We start from the raw sequence: 17087 nt of genomic DNA, 5'->3' as shown, positions 1-17087 counted from the left end.
AAAGATGATATTTGAAATAGCGTGAAATTACTAAAATAAATATGAAATCGCCAGACACAGGGTCTGGCGATGTGGCCTCACAATCAGAGGAAGGATTTGAACGGGAGATCCGGCTCAATGGTGAAGCAATCATCGAAGCCGCGCGGGTAGTGATACTCGAGATTGTCTTTGTCCAGCGGCCAGGTGAACTTGCCGCCTACCTGCCAGATAAAGGGCTTGAAGCCGTACTTCAGGCGGTCTTTTTTCATCTCCCACAGCACGCGGATCTCTTGCGGATCGGCCTGGAAGTTTGACCAGATATCGTGGTGGAACGGGATCACAACTTTGGTGTTGAGCGCTTCCGCCATGCGCAGCATATCGGCGCTGGTCATTTTGTCCGTAATACCGCGCGGGTTTTCCCCGTACGAGCCCAGCGCCACGTCAATCTGATGTTCGTTGCCGTGCTTCGCGTAATAGTTAGAGTAGTGGGAATCACCGCTGTGATACAGGGAGCCGCCCGGCGTCTTGAACAGGTAATTCACCGCACGCTCGTCCATGCCGTCTGGCAGTACCCCAGCAGCCTTCTGGTCGGCCGGCAGGGTAATCAGCGCGGTACGGTCAAAGGCATCCAGCGCGTGGATTTCAATGTCTTTAATTTTCACCACGTCGCCAGGCTTCATCACGATGCAGCGCTCTTTCGGCACGCCCCAGCCAATCCAGAGATCTACGCAGGTTTGCGGCCCGATAAACGGTACGTCGTCCGCGCAGTTTTGCATCACCGCTGCCGCCACGTTCACGTCGATATGGTCGTTGTGATCGTGAGTAGAAAGCACGGCATCGATCTGGCGAATGGCAAAAGGATCAAGCACAAACGGCGTGGTGCGCAGGTTCGGCTGGAGCTTTTCCACGCCGGCCATACGCTGCATCTGGTGGCCTTTTTTCATCAGCGGGTTGCCGTGGCTCTGTTTGCCGGTGCCGCACCAGAAATCGACGCAGATATTGGCGCCGCCTTCAGATTTCAGCCAGATACCGGTGCAGCCCAGCCACCACATTGCAAACGTGCCAGGAGCAACCTGTTCCTGCTCGATCTCTTCGTTCAGCCAGCTACCCCACTCCGGAAAGGTGCTCAGAATCCATGATTCACGGGTAATGGTTTTCACTTTACTCATCGTTTTGACTCCTGGTTTAATCAAAAATAATCACATAGTGATTCGTTATGATTAATGCTGGCACTATTTGACGTGCTTTGCAATGGTCAAAATGCGGAATTTTATCTGCGCGACTTCACGGACTCTCCACTCTTTACTTGTTAGATTATCCTGCATTAAACATTAATTCGATGAATTATAAGGATTAATTTATTTTTGTGGTGCGGTAGTGAAAATCATTACTAACAGCATGGAAATAAATTGCGTGATGCGTCACAAATAATCAAATGCAATCTTGTGGTGATTATTTGTGATTAATAGAGTGATGGCACCAACCGCACAGGGATTGCCCCTCGTGTTCTCATTTCTGGAGAGAGTTATGGAGATCCTCTACAACGTCTTTACCGTTTTCTTTAATCAGGTAATGACCAACGCCCCGCTGTTGCTGGGTATCGTGACGTGCCTGGGGTACATCCTGCTGCGTAAAAGCGTCAGCGTGATTATTAAAGGCACCATCAAAACCATTATCGGTTTCATGCTGTTGCAGGCGGGGTCAGGCATTCTCACCGGTACGTTTAAGCCAGTCGTCGCCAAAATGTCGGAAGTGTATGGCATCAACGGCGCTATCTCTGATACGTACGCCTCAATGATGGCGACCATCGATCGCATGGGTGATGCCTATAGCTGGGTGGGGTATGCGGTGCTGCTCGCGCTGGCGCTGAACATCATTTACGTGCTCCTGCGCCGCATTACCGGCATTCGCACCATCATGCTCACCGGGCACATCATGTTCCAGCAGGCGGGGCTGATCGCGGTTTCTCTCTATATCTTCGGTTACCCAATGTGGACCACGATTATCTGCACCGCGGTGCTGGTCTCGCTCTACTGGGGTATCACCTCCAACATGATGTACAAGCCAACGCAGATCGTGACCGACGGCTGTGGCTTCTCCATCGGTCACCAGCAGCAGTTTGCCGCCTGGATTGCCTATAAAGTTGCGCCGTACCTGGGCAAAAAAGAGGAGAGTGTCGAAGACCTCAAACTGCCTAGCTGGTTGAATATCTTCCACGACAACATCGTCTCAACGGCGATTGTGATGACCATCTTCTTCGGCGCCATTCTGCTCTCTTTCGGCATTGACGTCGTGCAGGCGATGGCGGGTAAAACCCACTGGACGGTCTATATCCTGCAGACTGGTTTCTCCTTCGCGGTAGCGATTTTCATCATCACTCAGGGCGTGCGTATGTTCGTCGCCGAGCTGTCGGAAGCCTTTAACGGCATCTCTCAGCGCCTGATCCCTGGTGCGGTACTGGCGATTGACTGTGCGGCTATCTATAGCTTTGCGCCAAACGCCGTCGTCTGGGGCTTTATGTGGGGCACCATCGGCCAGTTGATTGCGGTGGGCATCCTGGTGGGCTGCGGCTCCTCAATCCTGATCATTCCTGGCTTTATCCCGATGTTCTTCTCCAACGCCACCATTGGCGTGTTTGCGAACCACTTCGGCGGCTGGCGCGCGGCGCTCAAGATCTGCCTGGTGATGGGCATGGTGGAAATCTTCGGTTGCGTGTGGGCGGTCAAGCTCACCGGTATGAGCGCCTGGATGGGCATGGCGGACTGGTCAATTCTGGCACCGCCGATGATGCAGGGCTTTGCCTCCGTCGGTCTGGCCTTTATGGCCGTCATCATCCTGATTGCTCTGGCTTATATGTTCTTCGCTGGCCGTTCGCTGCGAGCTGAAGAAGATGCGGAAAAACAAACAGCAGAAGTGTCTGCTCATTAAGGAGTTTCGATTATGACCGTACGTATCCTGGCTGTGTGTGGCAATGGGCAAGGTAGCTCCATGATCATGAAGATGAAAGTGGACCAGTTTTTGACCCAGTCAAACATCGACCACACGGTGAACAGCTGCGCAGTGGGTGAATACAAAAGTGAACTGAACGGCGCGGACATCATCATCGCTTCAACTCATATTGCCGGTGAGATTAGCGTGTCGGGCAACAAATATGTGGTAGGCGTGCGCAACATGCTGTCGCCTGCGGATTTCGGGCCAAAACTGCTGGAAGTGATCAAAGAACACTTCCCACAAGACGTGAAGTAAGGACGCCACATGAAACTACGTGATTCGCTGGCAGAGAATAACGCCATCCTTTTACAGGCCGACGCCAGCACCTGGCAGGAAGCGGTGAAGCTGAGTGTGGATCTGCTGGTTAAGGCGGACGTTGTCGAGCCGCGCTATTACCAGGCCATTCTGGATGGCGTGGCGCAGCACGGCCCCTATTTCGTGATTGCGCCGGGCCTGGCCATGCCGCACGGCCGCCCGGAAGAGGGCGTCAAGAAAACCGGTTTTGCGCTGGTGACCCTGAAAACGCCGCTGGTGTTCAACCACGAAGATAACGACCCGGTCGATATTCTCATCACCATGGCGGCCGTTGATGCCAACACCCACCAGGAGGTGGGCATCATGCAGATCGTCAACCTGTTTGATGACGAAGCCAATTTTGACCGTTTACGCGCCTGCCGCACCGCGCAGGAAGTGCTGGATTTAATTGATAACGCCACTGCGGCGGCCGTTTAAGAGGAATTGAACATGTCATTACCAATGTTGCAAGTTGCGCTGGATAACCAGACGCTGTCTCACGCTTACGAAACCACCCGCCTGATTGCGGAGGAGGTGGATATCATCGAAGTGGGGACCATTCTGTGCGTGGGCGAAGGCGTGCGCGCCGTTCGTGACCTGAAAGCGCTCTATCCGCACAAAATCGTGCTGGCGGATGCCAAGATTGCTGACGCAGGCAAAATCCTTTCCCGCATGTGCTTTGAAGCCAACGCCGACTGGGTCACCGTGATCTGCTGTGCGGATATCAACACCGCCAAAGGCGCGCTGGACGTGGCAAAAGAGTTTAACGGCGACGTGCAGATTGAACTGACCGGCTTCTGGACCTGGGAGCAGGCGCAGGAGTGGCGCGATGCGGGCATCCAGCAGGTGGTTTATCACCGCAGCCGCGATGCGCAAGCCGCAGGCGTGGCGTGGGGTGAAGCGGATATCAGCGCGATTAAGCGTCTGGCGGATATGGGCTTCAAAGTCACCGTCACCGGTGGCCTGGCGCTGGAAGATCTGCCGCTGTTCCAGGGCATCCCTATTCACGTCTTTATCGCTGGCCGCAGCATTCGCGACGCGGCATCTCCGGTGGAAGCAGCGCGTCAGTTCAAACGCTCAATCGCTCAGCTTTGGGGTTAAGGAGCGGGTATGTTGTCAAAACAGGTCCCGCTTGGCATCTATGAAAAGGCACTCCCTGCAGGGGAGTGCTGGCTGGAGCGGTTACGGCTGGCAAAACAGCTGGGTTTCGATTTTGTCGAAATGTCCGTGGATGAGACGGATGTGCGCCTTTCTCGCCTCGACTGGAGTCGCGAGCAGCGCCTGGCGCTGGTGGGCGCCATTGCCGAAACCGGCGTGCGCGTGCCGTCCATGTGTCTGAGCGCCCACCGCCGTTTTCCGCTCGGCAGTGAAGACGATGCTGTGCGCGCTGAAGGGCTGGAGATCATGCGCAAAGCCATTCGTTTTGCGCAGGATGTCGGCATCCGCGTGATCCAGCTGGCGGGTTACGACGTCTACTATCAGGAAGCCAACGACGAAACGCGCCGTCGTTTCCGTGACGGCCTGAAAGAGAGCGTTGAGATGGCAAGCCGCGCGCAGGTCACGCTGGCGATGGAGATCATGGACTACCCGTTGATGAACTCTATCAGCAAGGCGCTGGGCTATGCGCACTATCTGAATAACCCCTGGTTCCAGCTTTATCCGGATATCGGCAATCTGTCGGCCTGGGATAACGACGTGCAGATGGAGCTGCAGGCGGGCATTGGGCATATCGTGGCGGTGCACGTCAAAGATACCCGCCCTGGCGTGTTTAAAAACGTACCGTTCGGCACCGGGGTGGTGGATTTCGAACGGTGCTTCGAGACGCTCAAACAGACAGGGTATTGCGGGCCTTATCTGATTGAGATGTGGAGCGAAACGTCAGACGATCCGGCTGCGGAAGTGGCAAAAGCGCGGGACTGGGTGCGCGAGCGAATGGCGCGGGCGGGTTTGCTGGAGGTTGCACATGCTTAAGCTGAAACAGCAGGTCTTTGAGGCCAATATGGATCTGCCGCGCTATGGCCTGGTAACGTTCACCTGGGGCAACGTGAGCGCCATCGACCGAGAACAAGGTCTGGTTGTGATCAAGCCGAGCGGCGTGGCGTATGAAACCATGAAAGCGGACGATATGGTGGTGGTCGACCTCGAAGGAAACGTCGTTGAGGGCAAATGGCGTCCTTCTTCTGATACGGCGACCCATCTGGCGCTGTACCAGCGTTATCTATCGCTGGGTGGCGTTGTGCATACCCACTCCACGCATGCCACCGCCTGGGCACAGGCGGGGCTGGCGATTCCGGCGCTGGGAACAACGCATGCGGACTACTTCTTTGGCGACATCCCCTGCACGCGCGCATTAACGCAGGCTGAAGTGGAAGGCGAATACGAGCTCAACACCGGGAAGGTCATCATCGAAACGTTGGGTGAAAGCGAACCGCTGCATACGCCGGGTATTGTGGTGTATCAGCACGGTCCGTTCTCCTGGGGTAAAGATGCTCACGACGCGGTACATAATGCTGTCGTGATGGAGGAGGTAGCTAAAATGGCGTGGATTGCCCGCGGCATCAACCCACAGCTTCAGGGCATTGACGATTACCTGATGAACAAGCATTTCATGCGCAAGCACGGCCCGAATGCCTACTACGGGCAGAAGTGAATAAGTGCTCTGGAATACCGAAAAATAGTTGTAACCGGTGGTATTCCGGAGCCATTCACAAAAAAAAGCCCCCGGACAGGGGGCAACGTCAACTATGGCTATGTTCTCGTTGTTGGCTTTCCTGGTGCTAGCGTTAAAGGTTACCGATAGATATCTGCACTGGCGTGCATGTTGCCGTTGCTGCCGGGCTCACGGGTTAACATCACGTGGTAATAGGTTGCGCCCTGGGCATCGGTCTCTTCATTTAGTGCCCGATCTGCTTCGCTTTCAGTGGCGAAATTATGATTGATATAGATTACGCCCAAGCTGTGCACATCATCCATGTTTCTGGCCTGCCGGCCGTCTATTTTGATGGCTGCCATCGCGTTTGCACTGAGCAAAAGCGCCGCCATTATGGCTACTGCGATTTTTTTCATGATATGCGCTCCACGACTGCGTGCTGTGTGAGGGAAATACTCCTTCTTTAATTCAGTTGATCTCTGATTAAAGTGTAATCATTCCTCCGGCGGGGATGCGTGACCATTTCTGATGCAATTGTTCAAAAAAACAACGCTTCCTGATGCGATTAATTTTAAATCACCCACTTAGACCAGCTTTACGCTTTGTGCGAATTATTTGTGCAATCAGCTTGAGTTTCCTGGGGGGGGCAAGTATTATGACGCGTCAATTTTTCAGCCGACCTTTAACACGTTCCTTGCCTCCCCGGGCCTCGGCTGACCCAGACAGGAGGCTGAATAATCCGTAAGGAGCAATTCGATGCGTCATTACGAAATCGTTTTTATGGTCCATCCTGACCAGAGCGAACAGGTTCCGGGTATGATCGAGCGTTACTCTGCTGCCATCACTGGTGCAGAAGGTACGATCCACCGTCTGGAAGACTGGGGCCGCCGTCAGCTGGCTTACCCGATCAACAAACTGCACAAAGCACACTACGTTCTGATGAACGTTGAAGCGCCGCAGGAAGTGATCGATGAGCTGGAAACTACCTTCCGCTTCAACGATGCCGTTATCCGCAGCATGGTTATGCGTACCAAAAACGCAGTTACCGAAGCATCTCCGATGGTTAAAGCGAAAGACGAGCGCCGTGAGCGTCGCGATGATTTCGCAAACGAAACCGCAGATGATTCTGATGCTGGGGATTCTGAAGAGTAATTTCTGATGACCAACCGTCTGGCGTTGTCCGGCATCGTATGCAGGGCTCCCCTTCGAAAGGTCAGTCCATCAGGAATTCCGCATTGCCAGTTCGTGCTTGAGCATCGTTCTGTGCAAGAGGAAGCCGGGTTTCACCGGCAGGCGTGGTGCCAAATGCCCGTTATTATTAGCGGACACGAAAACCAGGCCATTACTCACAGTTTAACGGTCGGTAGCGCAGTAATCGTTCAGGGGTTCATCTCTTGCCACAAGGCAAAGAACGGCCTGAGCAAAATGGTTCTGCATGCCGAGCAGATTGATTTGATAGATACTGGAGACTAGCCATATGGCACGTTATTTCCGTCGTCGCAAGTTCTGCCGTTTCACCGCGGAAGGCGTTCAAGAGATCGACTATAAAGATATCGCAACGCTGAAAAACTACATCACCGAAAGCGGTAAGATTGTCCCAAGCCGTATCACCGGTACTCGTGCAAAATATCAGCGTCAGCTGGCTCGCGCTATCAAACGCGCTCGCTACCTGTCCCTGCTGCCGTACACTGATCGTCATCAGTAATCGGGCACGGTCCATTAATACGACTTTAAGAGGATAAGGTAATGCAAGTTATTCTGCTTGATAAAGTAGCAAACCTGGGCAGCCTGGGTGATCAGGTTAACGTTAAAGCGGGCTACGCTCGTAACTTCCTGGTTCCACAGGGTAAAGCTGTTCCAGCTACTAAGAAAAACGTAGAGTTTTTCGAAGCACGTCGCGCTGAACTGGAAGCCAAACTGGCTGACGTTCTGGCGGCTGCTAACGCTCGCGCTGAAGCAATCAACGCACTGGGCACTGTTACCATCGCTTCCAAAGCTGGCGACGAAGGTAAACTGTTCGGTTCCATCGGTACCCGCGATATCGCTGATGCAGTTACTGCAGCAGGCGTTAAAGTGGCTAAGAGCGAAGTTCGCATGCCGAACGGCGTTCTGCGTACCACTGGTGAGCACGAAGTTGACTTCCAGGTTCACAGCGAAGTGTTCGCTAAACTGGTTGTTAACGTTGTAGCTGAGTAATTTTTTACTCTGCTCGCGTCGAAGCGCCGGCCTTGTGCCGGCGTTTTGCTATTTAAAGCTACCGGAAATTCTCTTTTTATCTCGTATGGTAGCTATTCCTGACGCATTCTCTGATAATAAATTGAAACGCAATTTTATTTATGAGATTTGTCATGGATACCGCTCTGCCCACGCCCGTCTTTGCCCGTCGACATGTGGCCTACGCCTGCGCCACGCTCTGCTGCCTGCTTTGGGGGAGCTCGTACCCGGCCATTAAAAATGGCTACGAACTCTTTCAGATCGCGACCGATGATATTCCGTCCAAAGTCGTTTTTGCCGGATACCGTTTTCTGTTTGCCGGTGCCTTGCTGCTGCTGTTTGCGCTGGCCCAGCGCAAACCGATTGGCAGGCTCACGCCCGCGCAGTTTGGCCAGCTCACGATCCTCGGGCTGACCCAGACCACCATTCAGTACACTTTCTTCTATATAGGACTGGCCTACACGACGGGGGTAAACGGCTCAATCATGAACGCCACCGGGACTTTCTTCAGCGTACTGCTGGCGCACTTTATCTACCACAATGACAAACTCAGCTATAACAAAACGCTGGGCTGTATTCTTGGGTTTGCCGGGGTGATGCTGGTGAACTTTCACAGTGGGTTAAGCGATTTCCAGTTTATCTGGAAAGGCGACGGTTTTGTGGTGCTGGCGGCTTTTATTCTCTCTGCCGCCACGCTTTACGGGAAACGTATTTCCCAGACCGTCGACCCAACGGTGATGACCGGCTGGCAGCTGGCGATAGGCGGGGCTGCGCTGGTTGCGGGAGGTTATGCCACGGGCGGAACGCTGGAAGTGCACAGCATGAAGGCCGTTGCGGTGCTGGGGTATCTGACGCTGCTCTCATCCGTAGCTTTCGCCCTGTGGAGCGCGCTGCTAAAAGTGAACCGGGTAAGCATGATTGCTCCGTTCAACTTTGTCATTCCTGTTGCAGGGACGGTGCTTTCCGCCATTTTCCTCGGCGAAAACATTCTGGATATCAAATACGCGATTGCGCTGGTGCTGGTCTGCTCGGGGATCTGGTGGGTGAATAAACGGAGTGCCTGAGAACAAAAGTGCCGGGTGGCGGCTTCGCCTTACCCGGCATACGCCATTAACGTGCTCTGATGAAACTGCCGTCTGGCTGGCGGGTAAACAGCACCTGCTGCCCATTTCCGGTATCAATGGTCAGCCCGGTGACCACCCCGCTGGCGTTCTGGCGAATCTGCACCATCTGGCCGTTCTGTAAGTTACTCAGCGGTTTACCTGCGCCTTCCACTTTTGCCATGGCATACACGTCGGTCGGCGGCAGGTTGTGGTCGCGGAAAAGCTGTGCCAGGGTTTTGCCCGGCTCCACGCGATAGGAACGCCACTGCTGCTCAATGCCGGTCGGCTGCTGGGTTTGCGGCTCAGACGGCGCTGCGGCCTGCTCCTGTTCATCCTGAACGGGTTCGGGTTCAACAGGCGCGACCTGACCCGGATCGTTAGACGGGGTTACCAGCTGCGTCTGCATCGGCTGCGCGTCAGGCTGCGGCCGCGTTTGCGACTGAAGATCCAGCTGCGCATTGCGGGTGACCGGCGCGGTATCAACATCATCACCGCCGGAAGGAAGCAGGAAGCCCACGATCACCATCAGCGCTCCAATGATGATCCCCCTGCGGTGCAGAGGAGGCAGCGGGTCCATAATGCGAAAATTGTCCGGCGCCTGCCAGATTTTCGCCAGGGTAGGTTTCAGTTCAAATCGCCCGGGCATGGCTCTCCTCCTGCTCCGCGTCTTTTATATCCTGTGCTTCGAAGTATAGTTCGCTAACTGCCTGAACGACGTAGCAAACCGGACATCCGTGACATCAGTTCGGGATTAATCCTGGTTGTCTCTATTGTTTCTGTTTCGTCGCGGTTTGTCACCTTAACTTCAGACAAAGTTTTACCCATAAGGGCATGGCTGATATGCTGCCCGCTACTTTAAATGTGATGGAAGGAAAACCCATGACCACCCCGACTTTTGACACTATCGAAGCGCAGGCAAGTTACGGTATCGGCTTGCAGGTAGGACAGCAGCTGAGCGAATCCGGCCTGGAAGGTCTGTTACCTGAAGCGCTGGTGGCGGGTATCGCTGATGCGCTGGAAGGTAAACAGCCTGCCGTTCCGGTTGACGTTGTGCATCGTGCGCTGCGTGAAATCCACGAACGTGCTGACGCTGTGCGTCGCGCGCGCTTCGAAGAGATGGCAGCCGAAGGCGTGAAATATCTGGAAGAGAACCGCGAGCGCGAAGGCGTGAACAGCACCGAATCCGGCCTGCAGTTCCGCGTGATCAACCAGGGCGACGGCGCTATCCCGGCGCGTACCGACCACGTTCGCGTGCACTACACCGGTAAGCTGATCGACGGAACCGTGTTCGACAGCTCCGTGGCGCGCGGCGAACCGGCTGAGTTCCCGGTCAACGGCGTAATTGCGGGCTGGATCGAAGCCCTGACCCTGATGCCAGTGGGTTCCAAATGGGAACTGACCATCCCGCACAACCTGGCTTACGGCGAGCGTGGCGCTGGCGCGTCCATCCCGCCATTCAGCACCCTGGTCTTTGAAGTCGAGCTGCTGGAAATCCTGTAATCGACTTTTCTTATTTCCTCTCTCCGCCCGGGGAGAGGAAAATAGTGATAAAACCCATAGTTACGACGGAATCAACATTTTATGTTGCAAACGAAACTGTTGCGTGTATTTTTGTGAGCTGTTTCGCGCTGTATGAGTGATATGACACTCACTTTCAACATATTATTAACATAATATCTAAATCATAGTATTCATCCCGCCGATTCTTACCTAATATCGATAAACCCTTACGAAGGGACCGTCATTTATTTGACGTTTTTAAAGGCCAGAAGAGCCTTAACAACACAGACAGGCATAAACAGGAAAAATTACATGGTAGATCAGGTCAAAGTCGCCGCTGCAGAAGAGGCGACGTCTGAACAGTCGCTACGGCGCAATCTCACAAACCGTCATATACAGCTTATCGCCATCGGCGGTGCCATCGGCACCGGGCTGTTTATGGGGTCGGGCAAAACCATCAGTCTTGCCGGGCCGTCGATCATCTTCGTTTATATGATCATCGGTTTTATGCTCTTCTTCGTGATGCGCGCAATGGGTGAATTGCTGCTCTCGAACCTCGAATACAAATCCTTCAGCGACTTCGCGTCGGACCTGCTCGGCCCGTGGGCGGGCTACTTTACCGGCTGGACCTACTGGTTCTGCTGGGTGGTCACCGGCATGGCGGACGTCGTGGCGATTACCGCTTACGCGCAGTTCTGGTTCCCGGGGCTGTCGGACTGGGTCGCCTCGCTGGCGGTGATTATTCTGCTGCTGAGCCTGAACCTTGCCACCGTGAAAATGTTCGGTGAGATGGAGTTCTGGTTCGCGATGATCAAGATTGTCGCTATCGTGGGGCTGATTGTGGTGGGCCTGGTGATGGTCCTGACGCACTTCCAGTCGCCAACGGGCGTTCAGGCGTCCTTCACCCATCTGTGGAATGACGGCGGCTGGTTCCCGAAAGGCATCAGCGGCTTCTTTGCGGGCTTCCAGATTGCGGTGTTTGCGTTTGTGGGGATTGAGCTTGTCGGAACGACCGCTGCGGAAACCAAAGATCCGGAGAAGTCCCTGCCGCGCGCCATCAACTCCATACCGGTGCGTATCATCATGTTCTACGTCTTCGCGCTGATCATCATTATGTCCGTGACGCCGTGGAGCTCCGTGGTGCCCAGCAAGAGCCCGTTCGTTGAGCTGTTCGTGCTGGTAGGGCTGCCTGCTGCGGCGAGCCTGATTAACTTCGTGGTGCTGACCTCTGCGGCATCGTCTGCGAACAGCGGCGTGTTCTCAACCAGCCGTATGCTGTTTGGTCTGGCGCAGGAGGGCGTAGCGCCGAGCGCCTTTGCGAAACTCTCTAAACGTGCGGTACCGGCGAAAGGGCTGACCTTCTCCTGCATGTGCCTGCTGGGTGGCGTGGTGATGCTCTACGTAAACCCAAGCGTAATTGGCGCGTTTACTATGATCACCACGGTGTCGGCGATCCTGTTCATGTTCGTCTGGACCATTATCCTGTGCTCGTACCTCGTGTACCGCAAACAGCGTCCGCACCTGCATGAGAAGTCGATCTACAAGATGCCTCTGGGCAAGCTGATGTGCTGGGTGTGCATGGCGTTCTTCGTGTTCGTGCTGGTGCTACTGACGCTCGAAGATGACACCCGTCAGGCGCTGATCGTCACGCCGCTGTGGTTTATCGCGCTGGGGCTGGGCTGGCTGTTTATCGGTAAGAAACGTATGGCAGGCCTGCGTTAAGCATGTTGCCGGGTGGCGCTGACGCTTACCCGGCCTATGTTCGAGGACGTTGTAGGCCCGGTAAGCGCTAGCGCCACCGGGCTTTTTTATTCCCCCGCCAATGCCCGCGGGAACAGCACGTTATTCTCAAGGCTGATGTGCTCCATCAGGTCGTCAATCATCTCGTTAATGCCGTTGTACATCGCTTTCCAGGTGGTGCACGCTTCCGGCGGCGGCGTGACGTTGTTAGTGGTGTGTTTGATCACGTCCAGCAGTTCGCCCGCGTCATCGTGCTCGCTTTCCATTACGCTGATAGGCCCCATCGCCTGGCTTCCCATTCCCTGTTTGATCATCGGGAAGAGGATCTGCTCTTCTTTCATCATGTGGCTGGAAAGCTCTTCATGCAGCATGGTCAGGTATTTTGCCAGACCGCGCGGCACGGAAGGCTTGTCGGCATGTACGCGCTCAACTTTTGTTGCCTGCAGGATCAGCTCAGGCAGCTGTTCTCGGTGGCGGTCGTGGTAACGCACGATGATATGGTCGATGATTTCCGTGAGCGGGGCGGTGCGCCAGTCTTTTTCAACAGGCTGTTCAGCCAGCAGCGCCAGCTCCGCTTCGATAGCCTCCACGTCCAGTTCCTTGCGCGAGGCCGCTCGCGCCAGCGTTTGCTTACCGCCGCAGCAGTAATCCATATCGTATTTACGGAACAGCGCGGAAGCGCGAGGGATGGAGAGCGCCAGCTCGCCGAGGGGGTGGTCACGAAAGGCCATAGCAGTTACCTCGTCATCAAGAATATAAGATGCATATTAAATGCATCTTTAAGGCGGCGCTATAACCCTTTAGAGGGAAGGGAGAAAGTGCGACACGGATCACAAAAAAATGTCCCGTTTAACTCCCTGAATGGATTTAGGAAAGTGGTTTAGAAAGTTTTTAAAGGTGGAGAAACAGTAAACAACCCGCCGCGCGTGCCGATAGATACACGTCAGACAAACCTGCATATAACAAAGGCAACGCATGTTTAAACGTATAAAAGTCATTACTCTTCTTATTTCGGTGCTGCTTGTGCTCGGCATCATGCAAGTGATTTCCGCGGGTATCTTTATCAACGCGCTGAATAACGATAAAGACAACTTCACCGTGTCGCAGCTTTCCAGCCAGAACGTGGCGGAATTTACCGACGCCTGGATCAGCCTGAACCAGGCGCGCGTCACGCTAAACCGCGGGATGCTGCGTCTGCAAAGCAGCATGGCCTCTCAGATTAACGGCGGACAGCTGAACGAGCTGGTTAACACCGCGAAAAATCTGCTGGCCAATGCACAGGTCCATTACGACAAATACTACGCCCTGCCGAATACCCCGGGTCTGGATGAGAACCTGGCCGATCGGCTGGAAGAGCAGTACCGCATCTACTCCGCCACGTTGACGCAAATGAACGTTCTGCTGGGCCAGGGCAACCTGGAAGATATGTTCAAACAGAATGCCGAACAGAAGCAGACGGCAATGCAAAAGGTCTATCGCGAGTGGCGCGAGGCGCAGGCTGCGCTCACCAGTAAAGGCATTCAGGATAACGAAAGCGACTACAAGCGCATCCTGTGGATCCTTTCTGCCGTCATGATCCTCGTCATTGCGGTGATTATCTCCAGCTGGATCGCCATGCGCCGGGTGCTGCTGCTGCCGCTGGAAGAGGTGATCAACCATATCCGCGCCATCGCGGCAGGGGATTTAACCCAGCCGATTCAGGCTGAAGGCAAAAACGAAATGGCTATCCTGGCGCGCAACGTGCAGGAGATGCAAACCTCGCTGGCGAACACTGTGGGCGTGGTGCGTGAAGGCGCAGACACCATCTATACCGGTGCGGGTGAAATCTCGGCGGGCAGCAACGACCTCTCTTCCCGTACCGAGCAGCAGGCCGCGTCTCTGGAAGAGACGGCAGCCAGCATGGAACAGCTGACCGCCACCGTGAAGCAGAATGCCGATAACGCGCGTCAGGCGTCTCGTCTGGCGCTGGATGCCTCCTCAACCGCGAAGAAGGGCGGTAACGTGGTGGAAGGCGTGGTGCGCACCATGGACGAGATCGCCACCAGCTCCAGCAAAATCGCGCAAATTACTAACGTTATCGACGGCATTGCCTTCCAGACCAACATTCTGGCGCTGAACGCGGCGGTGGAAGCGGCGCGTGCGGGCGAGCAGGGCCGTGGCTTTGCGGTGGTTGCAGGAGAAGTACGCACGCTTGCCCAGCGCAGCGCCCAGGCGGCGAAAGAGATTAAGGCGCTGATCGATGATTCCGGCGAGCGCGTGAACGCGGGTTCTCAGCTGGTGAACGAAGCGGGCGCGACGATGGCGGAAATCGTTAACGCGGTTACCCGCGTGACCGACATCATGGGCGAAATTGCCTCTGCCTCTGACGAGCAGAGCCGCGGTATCGACCAGGTGGGCCAGGCGGTAGCCGAGATGGACCGCGTGACCCAGCAGAACGCCTCGCTGGTGGAGGAGTCTGCGGCGGCAGCGGCGGCGCTGGAAGATCAGGCCGCACGCCTGAACGAAGCGGTAGCAGTGTTCAAAATAACGCGTAATCAGGCGGTCAAAGCGGCACCGGTGAAAACCTATGTGCCAAAAGCGCAGCCAGCAGCGACGGCGTCTGAAGCGAACTGGGAAACGTTTTAAGGGCTTGCCCGGTGGCGGCTACGCCTTACCAGACCTACGGTTTTGTAGGCCCTGCAAGCGTAGCGCCGCTGGGCATGACTCACATCTCCGAAGCCGGAACGACCCTCGGTTTTTCCGGCTTCGCTCTTACCGCCATCACCACCCCCACCACCAGCAGCGCGATCCCGCAGGCCGTTAACAGCGGCGGCACGCTCTGGCGCATCAGGAAGGTGTACAGCAGCCCGGCCAGGGTTTCGAACACAATCAGCGGCCCTAAGATCACCGTCGGCAGCTTCTGGCTGGCAATGTTCCAGCACAGCGCGCCCACCCAGGAGCACAGCACCGCAATCGCAACCATTAAGCCAATAAAGACCCAGGGTCTTGGCCCGAAGGGCTGGGCAAATTCCGGCTGCTGATGACCCAGCCAGAGGCATGCGCTGGCATACCCCACTAACGAGACGGGGAGCGTGACCAGCGCCTGCGCCGTTGCCCACATCATCGGGTGTTTGTCCGGGTTCTCCCGCAGCCAGCGCGCATTGCGCAGGGCGTACCAGGCCCAGCACGCGACCGAGATGAACGCTAAAACGATCCCCGAACCGTAACGCCATAAGCTGAAGTCTGCCAGGCCGTGGCGCAGCTCGGCGATATTGACGCACACCAGCCCCACGGCGGTGCAGGCCAGGGCGGGTATCATTTTCGACCACGCCAGCTTGCCGTCCCGATGACTATAAAGCAGATTCGCGAAGATGGGGATGACCACCGGCAGCGTGCCGATAATCATGGTCGACACCGGCGCTCCGGTTCGCTGAATGGCGCTTGCCAGGCAGACGTAATAGATGAGATTGCCCATCATGGTCAGCGCCAGCGCGGTGCCCCAGTCCTGACGGCTGAGCTGTCGCAAGCGCGTACGCCCCAGCCATGCCAGAGGAAGGGCAATCAGCCCGAGCGCCAGATAACGTCCGGTAGACTGCAATATCGCCGGGTATTCCGGCACGATCAGAGGGCCGACAAAGATCAGCCCCCACATCAGACCTGCAAGCAGGGCATACAACACGCCGCTAATCATTTTTCCATCCACATTGATTTACTCTGCACTCAGTCTAGAAGGGGGAAACGCGCGCGTATTGTATGAGATTGCGCATTAGCGCCGGGTGACCTGTTTCTGGTAGCGCACGGGCGTAATGCCGTAGCGGCGGGTGAAGGCGCGGGTTAAATGCGACTGGTCGGTCAGCCCCGTTGCGGCGGCGACTTCGGCGGCGGGCATACCGTGGGTGAGAAACGCCTTGGCGCGCCACAGGCGGATGGCCATCAACATCTGGTGCGGCGTAACGTGAAAATGGGCTTTGAACTGGCGCTGGAAATGGTACGGGCTGAGCGAGACAACGTTCGCCAGTTCGTCCAGCGTCAGGGCGTGCATATAGTTGTCGTGCAAATACTCGCGCACGCGCTCGAACCGGTGTGCGCCTTCCTGAACCACCGGCGCGTGATGGGCTAGCGGCTGAAAGGTCTCGATCAGATCCAGCAATAAGCCTTTTTGCGCCAGCGGATCGTCCGTATGCCACAGGCCGTAAATTAGCCTGCCGATCTGCTGAGAGCGCTGCGGGTCGTAACGGGTTACGTCGCTGAACCACCAGTGGCGCAGGCCGGTTACCTCTTCCAGAAGATCGGGTTCGATGTAGACCATCCGGTAGCGCCAGCCGTCTTCGGTCGCGGACTCCCCGGTATGGATCTCGTCCGGGTTCATGGTAACAACGGATTTTTCAGGTGCGAGATGCTGGGTGCCGCGATAGCGAAAGCGTTCGGCGCCGGTTTCGATGGTGCCGATGCCGAAGGCTTCATGGGTGTGGGGCTCAAAGGCGTAGTCAGAGATATGCGCGTGATAGAGTTCAAGGCCCGGCAGCTGCGCCAGATGGCGAAAGCGCGCGCTGTCTCTCTCATCAATAAACTGTTCCGGTACGCCTTGCACGGTGAGCCTCCTCTGGGTCATCGCTTCATTATCAGAGATGACCCGA

At 55.7% G+C, this 17087-nt stretch carries 20 protein-coding genes; 14 read left to right on the top strand and 6 right to left on the bottom strand.

The features are described 5' to 3' along the window. Positions 1–83: 83 nt before the first annotated feature. Positions 84–1148: an L-ascorbate 6-phosphate lactonase gene (ulaG, locus tag IM295_RS15140; RefSeq protein WP_006810379.1), complete on the bottom strand. Its 1065-nt coding sequence runs from the start codon at positions 1146–1148 to the stop codon at positions 84–86. Between the two features lie 358 nt (positions 1149–1506). Here ulaG and ulaA point away from each other — a divergent pair, with 358 nt between their 5' ends. From ulaA to IM295_RS15110, 6 genes are read left to right on the top strand one after another with little or no spacing between them, the layout of a single operon-like run. Continuing rightward, positions 1507–2907 carry a PTS ascorbate transporter subunit IIC gene (ulaA, locus tag IM295_RS15135; protein WP_193066894.1) on the top strand — a complete coding sequence of 467 codons (1401 nt, stop codon included), beginning with the start codon at positions 1507–1509 and terminating at the stop codon, positions 2905–2907. Between the two features lie 12 nt (positions 2908–2919). Beyond that, complete coding sequence (gene ulaB / locus IM295_RS15130; protein WP_003856022.1) at positions 2920–3225, top strand: PTS ascorbate transporter subunit IIB; 306 nt, start codon at positions 2920–2922, stop codon at positions 3223–3225. A 9-nt stretch (positions 3226–3234) separates the two neighbouring features. Further along, complete coding sequence (gene ulaC / locus IM295_RS15125; protein ID WP_045259633.1) at positions 3235–3702, top strand: PTS ascorbate transporter subunit IIA; 468 nt, start codon at positions 3235–3237, stop codon at positions 3700–3702. Between the two features lie 12 nt (positions 3703–3714). Next, positions 3715–4365 (top strand): 3-keto-L-gulonate-6-phosphate decarboxylase UlaD, encoded by a 651-nt coding sequence (gene ulaD, locus IM295_RS15120; protein ID WP_023334265.1) that lies wholly within the window; start codon positions 3715–3717, stop codon positions 4363–4365. Positions 4366–4374: 9 nt separating this feature from the next. Then, entirely contained in the window at positions 4375–5235 is an 861-nt protein-coding gene (locus tag IM295_RS15115) for an L-ribulose-5-phosphate 3-epimerase (RefSeq protein ID WP_153656793.1), read from the top strand. Further along, positions 5228–5914, top strand: a complete 687-nt coding sequence (locus IM295_RS15110) for an L-ribulose-5-phosphate 4-epimerase (RefSeq protein WP_193066893.1) — start codon at positions 5228–5230, stop codon at positions 5912–5914. The genes IM295_RS15115 and IM295_RS15110 overlap by 8 nt, the downstream gene beginning before the upstream one ends. 140 nt (positions 5915–6054) lie before the next feature. Here the strand turns inward: IM295_RS15110 and yjfY are convergent, their stop codons facing one another. Continuing rightward, on the bottom strand, positions 6055–6330 hold the full coding sequence (yjfY, locus tag IM295_RS15105; RefSeq protein WP_041911476.1) for a DUF1471 family protein YjfY: 276 nt from the start codon (positions 6328–6330) through the stop codon (positions 6055–6057). A 340-nt stretch (positions 6331–6670) separates the two neighbouring features. Here yjfY and rpsF point away from each other — a divergent pair, with 340 nt between their 5' ends. From rpsF to IM295_RS15080, 5 genes are all read left to right on the top strand, one after another. Further along, the gene (rpsF, locus tag IM295_RS15100) at positions 6671–7066 is read left to right on the top strand and encodes a 30S ribosomal protein S6 (protein WP_014068637.1); all 396 of its coding nucleotides are present in this window, start codon (positions 6671–6673) and stop codon (positions 7064–7066) included. Positions 7067–7072: 6 nt separating this feature from the next. Beyond that, positions 7073–7387: a primosomal replication protein N gene (priB, locus tag IM295_RS15095; protein WP_028015270.1), complete on the top strand. Its 315-nt coding sequence runs from the start codon at positions 7073–7075 to the stop codon at positions 7385–7387. 4 nt (positions 7388–7391) lie between these two features. After that, the gene (rpsR, locus tag IM295_RS15090; protein WP_000135199.1) at positions 7392–7619 is read left to right on the top strand and encodes a 30S ribosomal protein S18; all 228 of its coding nucleotides are present in this window, start codon (positions 7392–7394) and stop codon (positions 7617–7619) included. A 41-nt stretch (positions 7620–7660) separates the two neighbouring features. Then, positions 7661–8110, top strand: coding sequence for a 50S ribosomal protein L9 (gene rplI / locus IM295_RS15085; RefSeq protein ID WP_006810372.1), 450 nt, complete (start codon positions 7661–7663; stop codon positions 8108–8110). A 152-nt stretch (positions 8111–8262) separates the two neighbouring features. Beyond that, positions 8263–9192: a DMT family transporter gene (locus IM295_RS15080; protein WP_063437233.1), complete on the top strand. Its 930-nt coding sequence runs from the start codon at positions 8263–8265 to the stop codon at positions 9190–9192. 46 nt (positions 9193–9238) lie between these two features. On the opposite strand, the gene IM295_RS15075 is transcribed toward IM295_RS15080, so the two are convergent. Beyond that, positions 9239–9877, bottom strand: a complete 639-nt coding sequence (locus IM295_RS15075; protein WP_028015272.1) for an OapA family protein — start codon at positions 9875–9877, stop codon at positions 9239–9241. A gap of 233 nt (positions 9878–10110) precedes the next feature. On the opposite strand from IM295_RS15075, the gene fklB reads away from it, so the two are divergent. Together fklB and cycA are read left to right on the top strand one after the other, a co-directional pair. Continuing rightward, on the top strand, positions 10111–10731 hold the full coding sequence (fklB, locus tag IM295_RS15070; RefSeq protein ID WP_008502892.1) for an FKBP-type peptidyl-prolyl cis-trans isomerase: 621 nt from the start codon (positions 10111–10113) through the stop codon (positions 10729–10731). Positions 10732–11043: 312 nt separating this feature from the next. Continuing rightward, entirely contained in the window at positions 11044–12453 is a 1410-nt protein-coding gene (gene cycA / locus IM295_RS15065; protein WP_193066892.1) for a D-serine/D-alanine/glycine transporter, read from the top strand. Positions 12454–12539: 86 nt separating this feature from the next. Here cycA and ytfE read toward each other — a convergent pair whose 3' ends face one another. After that, positions 12540–13202, bottom strand: a complete 663-nt coding sequence (ytfE, locus tag IM295_RS15060; protein ID WP_047366985.1) for an iron-sulfur cluster repair protein YtfE — start codon at positions 13200–13202, stop codon at positions 12540–12542. 244 nt (positions 13203–13446) lie between these two features. Here ytfE and IM295_RS15055 point away from each other — a divergent pair, with 244 nt between their 5' ends. Further along, a complete protein-coding gene (locus IM295_RS15055) occupies positions 13447–15096 on the top strand; it encodes a methyl-accepting chemotaxis protein (protein ID WP_045259627.1) in 1650 nt (549 codons plus the stop codon). A gap of 79 nt (positions 15097–15175) precedes the next feature. Here IM295_RS15055 and IM295_RS15050 read toward each other — a convergent pair whose 3' ends face one another. Beyond that, positions 15176–16141, bottom strand: coding sequence for a DMT family transporter (locus IM295_RS15050; RefSeq protein WP_193066891.1), 966 nt, complete (start codon positions 16139–16141; stop codon positions 15176–15178). Positions 16142–16216: 75 nt separating this feature from the next. Beyond that, the gene (locus IM295_RS15045) at positions 16217–17041 is read right to left on the bottom strand and encodes an AraC family transcriptional regulator (RefSeq protein WP_047366988.1); all 825 of its coding nucleotides are present in this window, start codon (positions 17039–17041) and stop codon (positions 16217–16219) included. Positions 17042–17087: the final 46 nt, after the last annotated feature.

Origin of the sequence: Enterobacter cloacae complex sp. P14RS (genome assembly GCF_014895895.1) — a bacterium.
GTDB lineage: Bacteria > Pseudomonadota > Gammaproteobacteria > Enterobacterales > Enterobacteriaceae > Enterobacter > Enterobacter bugandensis.
Note: the sequence above shows the minus strand (reverse complement) of the source record. Positions and strands in the feature narration are given on the sequence as shown.